This is a genomic window from Streptomyces coffeae (assembly GCF_016741875.1).
GTDB lineage: Bacteria > Actinomycetota > Actinomycetes > Streptomycetales > Streptomycetaceae > Streptomyces > Streptomyces coffeae.
On the sequence record NZ_JAERRF010000014.1, the window covers coordinates 76925 to 90466 of the forward strand.

The 13542-nt window shown below is 69.9% G+C and carries 13 protein-coding genes; 11 read left to right on the forward strand and 2 right to left on the reverse strand.

The features are described 5' to 3' along the window. Positions 1–374 precede the first annotated feature (374 nt). The 3 genes from JK363_RS23450 (at position 375) to JK363_RS23460 (ending at position 4145) form a co-directional block, all read left to right on the forward strand. The gene (locus JK363_RS23450) at positions 375–863 is read left to right on the forward strand and encodes a sigma-70 family RNA polymerase sigma factor (RefSeq protein ID WP_215911223.1); all 489 of its coding nucleotides are present in this window, start codon (positions 375–377) and stop codon (positions 861–863) included. Continuing rightward, a complete protein-coding gene (locus JK363_RS23455) occupies positions 860–1621 on the forward strand; it encodes an anti-sigma factor family protein (protein ID WP_201877018.1) in 762 nt (253 codons plus the stop codon). Before JK363_RS23450 ends, JK363_RS23455 begins: the two co-directional genes overlap by 4 nt. Before the next feature lie 136 nt (positions 1622–1757). Next, positions 1758–4145, forward strand: a complete 2388-nt coding sequence (locus JK363_RS23460; RefSeq protein WP_201877019.1) for a HelD family protein — start codon at positions 1758–1760, stop codon at positions 4143–4145. 228 nt (positions 4146–4373) lie between these two features. Here JK363_RS23460 and JK363_RS23465 read toward each other — a convergent pair whose 3' ends face one another. Beyond that, positions 4374–4580: a cold-shock protein gene (locus tag JK363_RS23465; protein ID WP_201877020.1), complete on the reverse strand. Its 207-nt coding sequence runs from the start codon at positions 4578–4580 to the stop codon at positions 4374–4376. Positions 4581–4834: 254 nt separating this feature from the next. Between JK363_RS23465 and JK363_RS23470 the strand changes: the two genes are divergently transcribed. Both JK363_RS23470 and JK363_RS23475 read left to right on the forward strand, forming a co-directional pair. After that, a complete protein-coding gene (locus tag JK363_RS23470) occupies positions 4835–6256 on the forward strand; it encodes an NAD-dependent malic enzyme (protein WP_201877021.1) in 1422 nt (473 codons plus the stop codon). 255 nt (positions 6257–6511) lie between these two features. Beyond that, complete coding sequence (locus JK363_RS23475; protein WP_014179130.1) at positions 6512–6793, forward strand: HU family DNA-binding protein; 282 nt, start codon at positions 6512–6514, stop codon at positions 6791–6793. A 184-nt stretch (positions 6794–6977) separates the two neighbouring features. Here JK363_RS23475 and murA read toward each other — a convergent pair whose 3' ends face one another. Further along, entirely contained in the window at positions 6978–8321 is a 1344-nt protein-coding gene (gene murA / locus JK363_RS23480) for a UDP-N-acetylglucosamine 1-carboxyvinyltransferase (RefSeq protein WP_201877022.1), read from the reverse strand. A 239-nt stretch (positions 8322–8560) separates the two neighbouring features. Here murA and JK363_RS23485 point away from each other — a divergent pair, with 239 nt between their 5' ends. From JK363_RS23485 to JK363_RS23510, 6 genes are all read left to right on the forward strand, one after another. Continuing rightward, the gene (locus tag JK363_RS23485) at positions 8561–9148 is read left to right on the forward strand and encodes a YqgE/AlgH family protein (RefSeq protein ID WP_201877024.1); all 588 of its coding nucleotides are present in this window, start codon (positions 8561–8563) and stop codon (positions 9146–9148) included. Positions 9149–9313: 165 nt separating this feature from the next. Beyond that, positions 9314–9613 (forward strand): DUF3039 domain-containing protein, encoded by a 300-nt coding sequence (locus JK363_RS23490; protein WP_201877026.1) that lies wholly within the window; start codon positions 9314–9316, stop codon positions 9611–9613. Positions 9614–9809: 196 nt separating this feature from the next. Beyond that, positions 9810–10223: a recombinase family protein gene (locus JK363_RS23495; protein WP_201877028.1), complete on the forward strand. Its 414-nt coding sequence runs from the start codon at positions 9810–9812 to the stop codon at positions 10221–10223. Between the two features lie 133 nt (positions 10224–10356). Further along, complete coding sequence (locus tag JK363_RS23500) at positions 10357–11685, forward strand: extracellular solute-binding protein (protein ID WP_236076049.1); 1329 nt, start codon at positions 10357–10359, stop codon at positions 11683–11685. Then, positions 11682–12674: a carbohydrate ABC transporter permease gene (locus tag JK363_RS23505; protein WP_201877030.1), complete on the forward strand. Its 993-nt coding sequence runs from the start codon at positions 11682–11684 to the stop codon at positions 12672–12674. The genes JK363_RS23500 and JK363_RS23505 overlap by 4 nt, the downstream gene beginning before the upstream one ends. After that, positions 12671–13540, forward strand: coding sequence for a carbohydrate ABC transporter permease (locus JK363_RS23510; protein ID WP_201877032.1), 870 nt, complete (start codon positions 12671–12673; stop codon positions 13538–13540). Before JK363_RS23505 ends, JK363_RS23510 begins: the two co-directional genes overlap by 4 nt. Positions 13541–13542: the final 2 nt, after the last annotated feature.

Genomic DNA, 13542 nt, shown 5'->3' on the forward strand with positions numbered 1-13542 from the left:
GGCTGCCCGGGGGTGTCCACCGGCCCCGTCGCGCCGGGCAGTTGCGCCGGTGCGAGGGCGGGACCCCGCACCCCGCGGCCCGTAACTCGACCGTCCGGCCCCGGACATGACGCAGGCCCCGGATGGGGGGACCGGGGCCTGCGGGGCGGAGATGGGGAGGGAGCCCTTCCTGGCGACCGGCACCCGCCCGGTGCCGGCTTCTCGGACTCCAGTACGTGCCGCACCCCCGGAAGCGTTCAGTCCGGAATTGCGGCGAACATCACAGGAATCCCGGTGAACGCTGTGCCATTCCCGTCCGTACCCCCCTCGACCCGACGGCTTGCGTACGCAAAGATGCCCTCGTGACCGAGAGGACGACACCGGACGACGCGCTGATGCGCGCGCTCTACGCGGAGCATGCGGGCCCGCTTCTCGCCTTCGTCCTGCGCCTGGTGGCCGGCGACCGGCACCGCGCCGAGGACGTGGTCCAGGAGACGCTGCTGCGGGCCTGGCGCAACGCCGATCAACTCCAGCGCGCGGGAGGGTCGGTACGCCCCTGGCTGGTGACCGTGGCCCGCCGCATCGTCATCGACGGCCACCGCCAGCGCCGCGCGCGCCCCCGTGAAGTCGACGCCTCGCCCCTCGAGGTCATGCCCGCCGCGGACGACATCGACCGCGCCCTGCGTCAGATGACCCTCTCCGACGCCCTCGCCGATCTCACCGATGCGCACAGACAGGCGCTCGTGGAGACATACTTCAAGGGACGGACGGTGAGTGAGGCGGCCGAGGTGCTGCGCGTACCGCCAGGGACGGTGCGGTCCCGGGTCTTCTACGCGCTGCGCTCCCTGAAGCTCTCGCTCGAGGAACGGGGGGTGACGGCATGATGCCGGCAGCTGACGACCAGCAGCACACCGCCGTCGGCGCCTACGCGCTCGGCGTGCTCGACCCCGCGGACGCGGCCCGCTTCGAGGAGCACCTCATCGGCTGCGACCGGTGCGCCGCCGAACTCGACGAGCTGATGGGCATTCCGCCGCTGCTGGCCGAGTTCGCCACCGCCCCCGACGGCCGGCCGCTGCCGGATCCGGCCGGGCTCACCGCCCGCCCCGGGCCGGAACTGCTCGACCGGCTGCTGGGCGATGTCACCGCCAGTCGCAAGGCGTCCGGCAGACGGCGGCTCTTCCTCGTCGCCGCGGCCGCCGTCCTCATCGTCGGCGGCCCGCTCGCGGGTGCGGCCCTCACCTCCTCCTCCGGGGACGACGGCGGCGGGAAGCCGGTGGTGGCCGCCGAGCAGATCTACGAGCAGGGACAGAAGAAGTTCACCGCGGTCGACCCCGTCACCAAGGTGGACGCCTCCGTCTCCCTCGAACAGAAGGGCTGGGGCACCGGCATCGCCCTCAAGCTGGGCAATGTGAAGGGGCCGCGCGCCTGTGAGCTGGTCGCCGTCGGCAAGGACGGCCACGAGGAGACCGTGACCACCTGGGCCGTGCCCACCTCGGGCTATGGCGTCAAGGACGGCGACGGCTCGCGCTGGAGCAAGGAGCCGCTGTACGCCCAGGGCGGCGCCGCCATGAACCAGGAGGACATCGCCCGATTCGAGATCCGCACCCTCGACGGGCAGCGGCTGGCCAAGGTCGAGCTCTAGACCGTCCGCGGGTCACCGTCCACAGGTCACCGCCGATCTTGGCGGTGACCTGCCCGACCTGCGCGCGAGACCCTCGACGTGGCGCAAAAGGGGTGTACGGTTGACGGCTGCCCTAGGGAGACAGAAGGGGGCTTGGGTGGCCGCGCAGAACGCCACGCATGACAGCCGCACGGCTCCGTCGCCGGACGGCGGGGACGGGATCCGGGACCGCGAGATCCGGACCGAGCAGGCACATCTGGACCGGGTGTACCGGCGCCTCGAGGAGAAGATCCACGAGGCGGAGTTCCTCATGGACGACGCCGCCAAGCGCGGCCAGGTCGGTACGCCCGGCGCGCTCGCCGAGCGGGACGCCCAGGTGTTCCGCGCCGGGGTCCACCTCAACCGGCTGAACAGCGAATTCGAGGACTTCCTCTTCGGCCGGATCGATCTGCTGCTCGGCAAGGACGGCGAACGCGGCCCGGACGGCGCCTACACCTCCGTGGAACCCGCGGACGACGCCATCCGCTCCGGGGAGGACGGCGACCGCGCCGAGATCGCCGAAACCCTGCACATCGGCCGTATCGGCGTCCTGGACGCCGACTACACCCCGCTGGTGATCGACTGGCGGGCGCCCGCCGCGGCGCCGTTCTACCGCTCCACCCCGGTCGCCCCCGGCCGGGTGGTCCGCCGCCGGGTCATCCGCAGCAAGGGCCGCCGGGTGCTCGGCGTCGAGGACGACCTGCTGCGCCCGGAGCTGTCGGCGACCCTCGACGGCGGCGCGCTGCCGGTGGTCGGGGACGGGGCGCTGATGGCCGCGCTCGGCCAGGCCCGCGGCCACACCATGCGCGACATCGTCGCCTCCATCCAGGCCGAACAGGATCTGGTGATCCGGGCCCCCGCCGCCTCCGTCACCGAGGTCGAGGGCGGCCCCGGCACCGGCAAGACCGCCGTCGCGCTGCACCGCGCCGCGTATCTGCTCTACCAGGACCGGCGGCGGTACGCGGGCGGCATCCTGGTCGTCAGCCCCACCCCGCTGCTGGTCGCCTACACCGAGGGCGTGCTGCCCTCGCTGGGCGAGGAGGGGCAGGTCGCCATCCGCGCGGTGGGCTCCCTGGTGGACGGCGCCGAGGCCACCACCTACGACGATCCCGCCGTGGCCCGGATCAAGGGCTCCTCGCGGATGCACAAGGTGCTGCGCAAGGCGGCCCGCGGCGCCCTGGAGCTGCCCCGCGGCGGCAGACCCGGCGCGGGCCCCGGGGAGAGACCCGGCGGCCCGCCCGAGCGGCTGCGGGTGGTCGCCTTCGGCGCCCGCGTGGAGCTGGAGGCCGACGAGCTGTGCCGGATCCGCCACCATGCGCTGGGCGGCACCGCCCCCGTCAATCTGCTGCGCCCCCGCGCCCGCCGGCTGCTGCTGGACGCGCTGTGGGCCCGCTCCGGCGCCCAGCGGCGCTACACCGACCCCGAGCTGGCCGCCGAGGCCCGGGAGGGGTTCGACGAGGACATCTCCTCCGAGGACGCCTTCCAGGAGTTCCTGGAAGGCTGGTGGCCCGAGTTGAGCCCGCGTTCGGTGCTCGCCGCGATGGCCGACGAGAAGCGGCTCGGACGCTGGTCCCGGCGGGTGCTCAATCCGCGTGAGACCCGGCTGGTGGCCCGTTCCCTCACCCGGCTGGGCGGCGACGGACAGGGCCCGCTGTCCGTCCACGACGTGGCGCTGCTGGACGAGCTCCAGACGGTGCTGGGCGCACCCGCCCGGCCCGCCGCGCCCCGCGAGGCCGATCCGCTGGACCAGCTCACCGGCCTCGAGGAGCTGACCACCCACGCCGACCGGACCGGCCGGCGCCGTGGCCGCGCCGACCGCCTGGAGCGCGAGCGCGCCGACTACGCCCACGTCATCGTGGACGAGGCACAGGATCTGACGCCCATGCAGTGGCGGATGGTGGGGCGGCGCGGCCGTCACGCCACCTGGACGGTGGTCGGCGACCCCGCGCAGAGCTCCTGGTCCGACCCGGACGAGGCCGGGGCCGCGCGCGACGAGGCGCTGGGCACCCGGCCGCGCCGCCGCTTCACCCTGACCGTCAACTACCGCAATCCGGCGGAGATCGCGGAGCTGGCCGCCAGGGTCCTGGCGCTCGCCATGCCCGGTACCCCGTCCCCCGAAGCGGTCCGCTCCACCGGGGTCGCACCACGGTTCGCCCCGGGGGAGAACGGCGACCTCGGCACGGCGGTGCGCGCGGAGGCGGTCCGGCTGCTGGGGGAGGTGGACGGCACGGTCGGCGTGGTTGTCGCCATGAACCGGCGTAAGCAGGCGCGCGGATGGCTGGACGGACTCGGCGGCCGGGTGATGGCGCTGGGCAGTCTGGAGGCCAAGGGGCTCGAGTACGACGCTACGGTCGTGGTCTCCCCGGCCGAGATCGCCGATGAGTCCCCGGCCGGGCTACGGGTGCTGTACGTGGCGCTGACCCGTGCCACCCAACGGCTGACGGTGGTGTCGGGGGAGCGCGACGAGCCGGACGCCCACGGCATCCCGGATCTGCTCCGGGACTGACGGAACCGGCTCGTCGGGACTGACGGAACCAGCTCGTCCGGAGCCCCGGAAATCAACCCCTCAGCGGGGAATCGCTTCCGGGGACGGTTTGTTAGCCTTGCTGTGGCACCGGCTCGATCCAAGCCCCCGGGCCCAACCTTCGTCGCTTCGAGCGACCACTTGCCGCGAGGCGAGCATGGCGGGTCGGTGCCACCCTTCGCATCGGAAGAGGTCTGTGTCCCGGGTGTCCTAGCCCAGGACGCGGACCTCTTCGGCTTGCGGGCCCTTGCGGCCCTGGACGATCTGGAACTCCACCCGCTGGTCGTCGGTGAGGCTGCGGTAGCCGCTGCCGTCGATCGAGCTGTAGTGGACGAAGACATCCGGCCCGCCGCCCTCCTGGGCGATGAATCCGTAGCCCTTCTCGGCGTTGAACCACTTGACGGTGCCCTGAGCCATGCCGGCGCTCCTCGTTGTCCCTCGACGCTGTGCGCGGCAGAGCCTAGGGCGGCCGGGTCGGCGGACGGTCCGCCTCGCGGGGGGTTCGCGCGAAGGAGTGGGGCTTTCCACTCCGCTGACCCCACTCTCGTATGTCAGAACAATATGTCCGAAAGTCGGGCCGGGTTACCTGGTACCGGAAGGTAGGTGTAACCATCTGAAGCACGCGGCCGCTACCCCGTGGCCGGAGCAAGGGAAAGCAGAGGAAGTCGGCCATGGCAACGGCGCCCAGCGTCTCGTACTCGATGACGGTCCGGCTGGAGGTGCCCGCGAGCGGTACCGCGGTCAGCCAGCTGACCACGGCCGTGGAGTCCTCCGGTGGCTCCGTCACCGGCCTCGACGTGACCGCCTCCGGTCACGAGAAGCTCCGTATTGACGTCACCATCGCCGCGACCTCCACCGCCCATGCCGACGAGATCGTCGAGAAGCTGCGGGGCATCGACGGGGTCACCCTCGGCAAGGTCTCCGACCGTACGTTCCTGATGCACCTCGGCGGCAAGATCGAGATGTCGTCGAAACACCCGATCCGCAACCGTGACGACCTCTCCATGGTCTACACGCCCGGTGTCGCCCGGGTCTGCCAGGCGATCGCCGACAACCCCGAGGACGCCCGGCGGCTGACCATCAAGCGCAACAGCGTCGCGGTCGTCACCGACGGCTCCGCGGTGCTGGGCCTGGGCAACATCGGCCCCAAGGCAGCGCTGCCGGTCATGGAGGGCAAGGCGGCCCTGTTCAAGCGGTTCGCGGGCATCGACGCCTGGCCGATCTGCCTGGACACCCAGGACACCGACGAGATCGTCGCGATTGCCAAGGCCATCGCGCCGGGCTTCGCCGGGATCAACCTGGAGGACATCTCCGCCCCCCGCTGCTTCGAGATCGAGGCCCGGCTGCGCGAGGCCCTGGACATCCCGGTCTTCCACGACGACCAGCACGGCACCGCGATCGTGGTGCTGGCGGCCCTGACCAACGCGCTGCGGGTGGTCGACAAGAAGATCGGCGATGTGCGGGTGGTGATGTCCGGCGCGGGCGCCGCGGGCACCGCCATTCTCCGGCTGCTGATCGCCGCGGGCGTCCGGCACGCGGTCGTCGCCGACATCCACGGCGTGGTGCACGCCGGGCGCCAGGACCTGGTCTCCGCCGATCCGGAGTCCCCGCTGCGCTGGATCGCCGACAACACCAACCCGGAGGGCGTCACCGGCACCCTGCGCGACGCGGTGCGGGAGGCCGATGTCTTCATCGGGGTCTCCGCCCCGAACGTGCTGTCCGGCCAGGACGTGGCAGCCATGGCCGATGACGCGATCGTGTTCGCGCTGGCCAACCCCGACCCGGAGGTGGACCCGGCGATCGCCCGCCAGACCGCCGCCGTGGTCGCCACCGGCCGGTCCGACTTCCCCAACCAGATCAACAACGTGCTGGTCTTCCCGGGTGTCTTCCGTGGGCTCCTGGACGCCCAGTCCCGTACGGTGAACACCGAGATGATGCTGGCGGCGGCCCGCGCGCTGGCGGATGTGGTCCACGATGACGAGCTCAACGCGAACTACATCATCCCGAGCGTCTTCAACGACAAGGTGGCGGGCGCGGTCGCCGGAGCGGTGCGGGACGCGGCCAGGGCTGTGACCGGCACCACGGCGGTCTAGGCCGGGCACGGCGCGTCGCGCGCTGTGGGGTCCACGGAGCAGCCATAGGGTGGCGGGCAGAAAAACGACCGCCCTGGCGCTTTTCGTGTGACTCTCCGGGGTTCCGGATTGGCTTTCCCGCCACAGGTGGGGGCAGGATGCGTTCCGGGCGCGAGGGTCTGAACAGCAGACCCGGGTCCGGGGACTGTCCGAGGGCCCTGGCAGCATCGGCTTCGATCTCACGCCTCATTGGCAAGATGAACACGGGAGTACAACATGAACCGCAGTGAGCTGGTGGCCGCTCTGTCCGAGCGCGCCGAGGTGACCCGCAAGGATGCCGACGCCGTTCTGGCCGCCCTCGCAGAGGTGACCGGCGAGATTGTCGCCAAGGGCGACGAGAAGGTCACCATCCCCGGCTTCCTGACCTTCGAGCGCACCCACCGTGCCGCTCGTACCGCCCGCAACCCGCAGACCGGTGAGCCGATCGAGATCCCGGCCGGCTACAGCGTGAAGGTCTCCGCGGGCTCCAAGCTCAAGGAAGCCGCCAAGGGCAAGTAAGCGCCTGTACGAAGGGGCGGCCACCCATGTGGGGTGGCCGCCCTTTCGCGTTGTTCCCGGGCCGCTGAGCCGCCTTCTGGCGCCGTTCTCGCCCCGTTCACGCCGCGCGCCGGGCCGCTGGAGCGGCCCGGCGCGGGCTCAGGGGCTGGTCAACGGGTGAAATGCCCGGAGTGTTCTGCTGTGGTCAGGCCGTGTCGCCGCCGCCGGGCAGCTCGACCTTGGCGCCCAGCTCCACCAGCTTCGCCATGAAGTTCTCGTAGCCGCGGTTGATCAGGTCGATGCCGTGCACCCGCGAGGTGCCCTGGGCGGCCAGTGCCGCGATCAGGTAGGAGAAGCCGCCGCGCAGGTCGGGGATGACCAGATCGGAGCCCTGGAGCTTGGTGGGGCCGGAGACAACCGCCGAATGGAGGAAGTTCCGCTGGCCGAAGCGGCAGGCGGAGCCGCCCAGGCACTCCCGGTAGAGCTGGATGTGTGCGCCCATCTGGTTGAGCGCGGAGGTGAAGCCCAGCCGGGACTCGTACACCGTCTCGTGCACGATGGACAGGCCGGACGCCTGGGTCAGGGCCACCACCAGCGGCTGCTGCCAGTCGGTCTGGAAACCGGGGTGGACGTCGGTCTCCAGCGCGATGGCGTTGAGCTTGCCACCGGGGTGCCAGAACCGTATGCCCTCGTCACCGATGTCGAACGCGCCGCCGACCTTGCGGAAGGTGTTGAGGAAGGTCATCATCTCGCGCTGGCGGGCGCCGCGGACGTAGATGCTGCCTTCGGTCGCCAGCGCCGCGCTCGCCCAGGAGGCGGCCTCCAGGCGGTCCGGCAGGGCGCGGTGGTTGTAGCCGCCCAGTTTGTCGACACCGGTGATCCGGATGGTCCGGTCGGTGTCCATGGAGATGATGGCGCCCATCTTCTGGAGGACGCAGATGAGGTCTTCGATCTCCGGTTCGACGGCGGCGTTGGAGAGTTCCGTCACACCCTCGGCGAGCACCGCGGTCAGCAGCACCTGCTCGGTGGAGCCCACCGACGGGTACGGCAGACGGATCTTGGTGCCGCGCAGCCGGTGCGGTGCCTCCAGGTACTGGCCGTCCGCCCGCTTCTCGATGGTCGCGCCGAACTGGCGGAGCACATCGAAGTGGAAGTCGATCGGGCGGCCGCCGATGTCGCAGCCGCCGAGGCCGGGGATGAAGGCGTGGCCGAGGCGGTGCAGCAGCGGGCCGCAGAAGAGGATCGGGATGCGCGAGGAACCCGCGTGCGCGTCGATGTCGGCGACGTTGGCGCTCTCCACATGCGTGGGGTCCATCACCAGCTCACCGGACTCCTCGCCGGGGCGCACGGTGACCCCGTGCAGCTGGAGCAGACCGCGGACCACCCGGACATCACGGATGTCGGGGACGTTGCGCAGCCGGCTCGGCGCACTGCCGAGGAGGGCGGCGACCATGGCCTTCGGCACGAGGTTCTTCGCGCCGCGGACACGGATCTCGCCTTCGAGCGGAGTGCCGCCATGGACGAGCAGGACATCGTTCGAGCGGGTCATCTGGTCTCGCGTTCCTGTGACGGACAAGGGCCAAAGGGCAAGAGTAATGGCCGCGGAGACCCCCTCCGTAAGCCTTGTGCACCGCTCGTGACGTCATGAATCGGACAGAACACGTTCCGTTTGCGCCCGGGAGCCGACAGTCACGTGCGCCGCTCCTGCTGTCGTACGCCCCGACCTGCTCTCATACGGGAGTCGGATTCCACTCCCCGTCCGGCGCGGATTTGCGGGATCATGTGGCCATGACCGAGGTGTCCTCGCTCACAGGACGGCTGCTTGTCGCGACACCGGCGCTGGCTGACCCGAACTTCGACCGCGCGGTGGTGCTGCTTCTCGACCACGACGAGGAGGGCTCCCTCGGGGTGGTGCTGAACCGCCCCACCCCGGTGGGGGTCGGTGACATCCTCGAGTCCTGGGCCTCGCTGGCCGGCGAGCCGGGTGTGGTCTTCCAGGGCGGTCCGGTGTCGCTGGACTCCGCGCTGGGCGTGGCCGTGGTCCCGGGCGAGAGCGGCCGGGAGTCGGCGCGCACCGAGGACGGGCCACTCGGATGGCGCAGAGTCCACGGGGCGATCGGGCTGGTCGATCTGGAGGCGCCGCCGGAGTTGCTGGCGGCGGCCGTGGGCAGTCTGCGGATCTTCGCGGGGTACGCGGGCTGGGGGCCGGGCCAGCTGGAGGACGAGCTGTCCGAGGGCGCCTGGTACGTGGTGGAGTCCGAGCCGGGCGACGTCTCTTCACCGGCTCCGGAGCGGCTGTGGCGGGCGGTGCTGCGGCGCCAGCGCAGCGAGCTGGCGATGGTCGCCACCTATCCGGACGACCCTTCTCTGAACTAGGGACGACACCAGTCTCCGAACCAGGGACCACACCAGAGACGACCGTCCTTCGAACCGGACCGGTGAACTGGGCGCGGCCCGGGGCGATCCTGGGCGGGTCACCGGCGGAAACGTGGCCGGTCGCACATCCGCCGCACCGGACGGGCATGAGTACCCTAGGGCTGTATGAGCACTCTTGAGCCCGAGCGCGGGGCAGGCACGGGGACCCTCGTTGAGCCGACACCGCAGGTGTCGCATGGTGACGGCGACCACGAGCGCTATGCCCACTATGTACAGAAAGACAAGATCATGGAGAGCGCGCTCTCCGGATCTCCGGTGGTCGCACTCTGCGGCAAGGTGTGGGTCCCGGGCCGGGACCCCAAAAAGTACCCGGTGTGCCCGATGTGCAAGGAGATCTTCGAGGGCATGGGCTCCGGCGGCGACGACAAGGGCAAGGACGGCGGCAAGGGCGGCGGCCAGAAGTAGCCACCCGGCGCACTGACCGGCGCCACCCCCCCGCTCCACAGCCTCGCGCGCGGCACGTCCGGCCCGCGTCCCCATCACGGGGACGCGGGCCGGACGTGCCGCGCTCTGCTGTCTGCTGTGCGAGGCGAGGTGCCGACGTGTGGTGGTTGACGCGTTCCCGGCCGTGCGGCGGTGCGCGCCCACTAGTGTCGCCCCCATGAGCGGGCGTGCGGAGAACGGATCGGCGTCGCGGGCGGTCTGTCTGGTGTTCGGGGCGCGGGAGGTCGACGAGCCCGACGCGGAAGCCGCGGGCGTCTACTGCCAGTTCGAGAAGGACTGGGACGCCCAGCTGGAGCGGTGCCGGCGGCTGGCCGAGGAACGCGGCTACGCGCCCGCGGGCAGCTGTGTGGTGTCGGCGTCGCAGCCGGCCCTGTCGCGTCTTCTGGAGTGGGCGGACGATCCGGGATGCGAGGTCGTCCTCGTCGCGAGCGCCCGTGTACTGGCGCGGATCGAGAGCTCCTGGCCGGACTGGAGCGAGCTGATGGATCGTCTGAAAGTCGCCGGTGCACGGGTGGAGGCGGTCCCGTATCCCGAACCAACCTACCCCGGCGAGGAGTTGCCGAAGCGGTAACGGCAAACTTGCTGTGTCACGGAGTGGTTGAGACCTCTTGTCGCGGACACCCAACGTTCCTTAGCCTCACGCATATTGTGCTGAGCGAAACGCGCGTTGCGTTATGTGCAACGCCCTGCTGCTAAGGGTGTCCATGAAGCTGTCCAAGCCCCCCATGCTCTCCCGACGTATCACCGCGCCCGCGGCTGCGCTGGTCCTCGCGGGGTTGACCGCCACCGCGTGTGCGCCGTCCACATCCGACAACAGCTCCAAGAAGGACGAGAAGACCGGCACCTTGCGGGTATGGCTCTTCCGCGAGGTCAACAACAAGCCGAAAGAGGAAGTGGTCGGCGACGCCGTCGATGAGTTCAAAAAGGACCATGAGGGCGTAAAGGTCGATGTCAGCTACATTCCCGTCAACACCCGGGCACAGAAGATCAAGGCAGCCTTCAACGATCCCAAGAGCGCCCCGGATCTGATCGAGTACGGCAACACCGACACCGCCGGTTATGTGAAGGACGGCGGACTGCTGGACATCAGCAAGGAGTTCGGCGCCTGGGACGAGTCCATGAACACCGACCCGACCACGGAGTACTCGGTCACCATCGGCGGCAGGGTGTACGGTGCGCCGCTCTTTGTCGGCGTGCGGGCGCTCTATTACCGCAAGGATGTCTTCAAGGAGCTCGGCCTCAAGCCGCCGACCACCCAGCAGGAGTTGATTTCCACCGCCAAGAAGATCCGCGCCAAGCGTCCGAATATGTACGGTCTCGCGGTGGGTGGCGCCTCCACCTACGCCGCGATGCCCTTTATTTGGGCCAATGGCGGCGATATCGCGACGGAAAAGGGCAAGTTCGGCTCCAACGAGTACGACGCGGCCATCGACAGCGCCGGGGCCAAAAAGGGCATCGCGGCGTACACCTCGCTCTTCGACAACGACAACTGCCCGGCCGCCAAATGCGCCCAGTGGGGCGGCAACGACACCGTCCAGGCGTTCGCCTCGGGCAAGGCGGCCATGGCGATCGCCGGTGACTTCAACCACCAGGCCATCGAGGCGGGCAAGGCCAAGGGCAAGTACGCGGTGATCCCGCTGCCGGGTGTGAAGAAGGGACAGGTGGCCCCCGCATTCGCAGGTGGGAACAATCTGGGCATCCTCAAGAGCACCCGCCACCGCACCCTCTCGGTGGAGCTGCTGAAGACCCTCGCCGGGAAGAAGACGCAGGAGAAGCTGTTCAACGCGATGGGCTTCCTGCCCACCTTCACGGACGTCCGGGGCGCGGTCGCGCAGAAGGCGCCGTTCATCAAGCCGTTCGTCAAGACCCTCTCGGACAGCGCCAAGTTCGTCCCCGCCAGCCCCGGCTGGGCCTCGATCGACTCCCAGCTGGTGCTGCCCACCATGTTCCAGGAGGTCATCAGCGGCCGTAAGAACGTCGACGACGCGGCCTCCGACGCGGCGAAGAAGATGGACGAGGCATTCGCACAATGAGTCCCGGCACCACCACCAAGCACAGCAGGCCGCGGGCGGCGGCACCGGCCCACCGTCGCGGCGGGCCGGGCGAGGGGGCCCTCAAGGGAGCCAGGCGGCGGGGGGCCTGGACTCCCTGGCTCTACCTCGCCCCGGCCCTGGTCGTCCTGGGCGGACTGCTCGTCTACCCCATCTACCAGCTCGGGCTGATCTCCTTCCTGGAGTACACCCAGGCGCAGGTGAGCGGCGGTGAGCCGACCACCTTCCAGGGTCTGGCCAACTACTCACAGCTCTTCGGCGACAGCCAGTTCTGGGAGGTCACGACCACCACCCTGGTCTTCGCCGCGGTCTGCGTGATCTCCACCCTCACGGTCGGCTGCGCGCTGGCGGTGCTGCTGACCCGCGTACGGGCCCTGCCGCGGCTGGCGCTGATGCTGGCCGCGCTGGGCGCCTGGGCCACCCCGGGCATCACCGGCTCCACCGTCTGGGTCTTCCTCTTCGACCCCGACTACGGCCCGGTCAACAAGGCCCTGGTGTGGCTCGGGCTCTCCGGGTTCGAGGACTTCTCCTGGACCTACGACCGCTACAGCGCCTTCGCGCTGGTGCTGTTCGAAGTGGTCTGGTGCTCGTTCCCGTTCGTCATGGTCACCGTCTACGCGGGCATCAAGGCCATCCCGGGAGAGGTGCTGGAGGCCGCCTCCCTCGACGGCGCCTCCCACTGGCGGACCTGGCGCTCGGTCATGGCGCCCATGCTCCGGCCGATCCTGATCGTCGTCACCATCCAGTCGATCATCTGGGACTTCAAGATCTTCACCCAGATCTATGTGATGACCGACGGCGGCGGGATCGCCGGCCAGAACCTCACGCTCAATGTGTACGCGTACCAGAAGGCGTTCGCGTCCTCGCAGTACAGCCTGGGCTCGGCGATCGGCGTGGTGATGCTGCTGATCCTGCTGGTGATCACCCTGGTCTATCTGCGGTTGCTGCGACGTCAGGGAGAAGAACTGTGAGCCGTTCCCGTATCTCTCTGCGCGTCCGCCGCCCCTGGCGGCTGCTGGCCGAGGCCACGGCCCTGCTGGTGGCCGCCGTGGTCGCCTTCCCGCTCTACTGGATGGTGCTCTCCGCCTTCAAACCCGAGGGCGAGATCCAGTCCACCGAGCCCCGCCCCTGGACCACCTCGCCCTCGCTGGACTCCTTCCGGCGCGTCTTCGAGCAGCAGGACTTCGGGCGTTACTTCCTCAACAGCCTGTTCGTGGCCGCCGTGGTGGTGGTCGCCTCCGCGCTGATCGCCTTTCTCGCGGCGACCGCGGTCACCCGCTTCCGCTTCCGGTTCCGCACCACGCTGCTGATCATGTTCCTGGTCGCCCAGATGGTGCCGATCGAGGCGCTGACCATCCCCATGTTCTTCCTGATGCGCGACCTGGGGGAGTCGGTGCCGGGTATCGGGCTCAACACCCTGGGCTCGCTGATCGTCCCGCATATCGCCTTCTCGCTGCCGTTCGCGATCTGGATGCTGCGCGGCTTCGTCAAGGCCGTGCCCGAGTCGCTGGAGGAGGCGGCCCATCTCGACGGCGCCAGCCGCTCCCGCTTCCTGTGGCAGATCCTCTTCCCCCTGGTCTTCCCCGGACTTGTCGCGACGAGCGTCTTCTCCTTCATCTCCGCCTGGAACGACTTCCTCTTCGCCAAGTCCTTCATCATCAGCGCGACCGAGAACTCCACGCTCCCGATGGCGCTGCTGGTCTTCTTCAAGGACGAGGGCAACGACTGGGGAGGGATCATGGCCGGGTCCACCGTCATGACCATCCCCGTGCTGGTCTTCTTCGTACTCGTACAGCGCCGACTGGTCTCCGGGCTGGGCGGCGCGGTGAAGGATTGAGG

Bases quoted from the DNA above. Each gene is read 5' to 3' on its own strand.
- JK363_RS23465 (WP_201877020.1), bottom strand. From the start codon at position 4,580: ATGGCTCAGGGCACCGTCAAGTGGTTCAACGCCGAGAAGGGCTACGGA.
- JK363_RS23455 (WP_201877018.1), top strand. From the start codon at position 860: ATGATGCCGGCAGCTGACGACCAGCAGCACACCGCCGTCGGCGCCTAC.
- JK363_RS23475 (WP_014179130.1), top strand. From the start codon at position 6,512: ATGAACCGCAGTGAGCTGGTGGCCGCTCTGTCCGAGCGCGCCGAGGTG.
- JK363_RS23495 (WP_201877028.1), top strand. From the start codon at position 9,810: ATGAGCGGGCGTGCGGAGAACGGATCGGCGTCGCGGGCGGTCTGTCTG.
- JK363_RS23485 (WP_201877024.1), top strand. From the start codon at position 8,561: ATGACCGAGGTGTCCTCGCTCACAGGACGGCTGCTTGTCGCGACACCG.
- JK363_RS23470 (WP_201877021.1), top strand. From the start codon at position 4,835: ATGGCAACGGCGCCCAGCGTCTCGTACTCGATGACGGTCCGGCTGGAG.
- JK363_RS23450 (WP_215911223.1), top strand. From the start codon at position 375: ATGCGCGCGCTCTACGCGGAGCATGCGGGCCCGCTTCTCGCCTTCGTC.
- JK363_RS23490 (WP_201877026.1), top strand. From the start codon at position 9,314: ATGAGCACTCTTGAGCCCGAGCGCGGGGCAGGCACGGGGACCCTCGTT.
- JK363_RS23505 (WP_201877030.1), top strand. From the start codon at position 11,682: ATGAGTCCCGGCACCACCACCAAGCACAGCAGGCCGCGGGCGGCGGCA.
- murA (WP_201877022.1), bottom strand. From the start codon at position 8,321: ATGACCCGCTCGAACGATGTCCTGCTCGTCCATGGCGGCACTCCGCTC.
- JK363_RS23500 (WP_236076049.1), top strand. From the start codon at position 10,357: ATGAAGCTGTCCAAGCCCCCCATGCTCTCCCGACGTATCACCGCGCCC.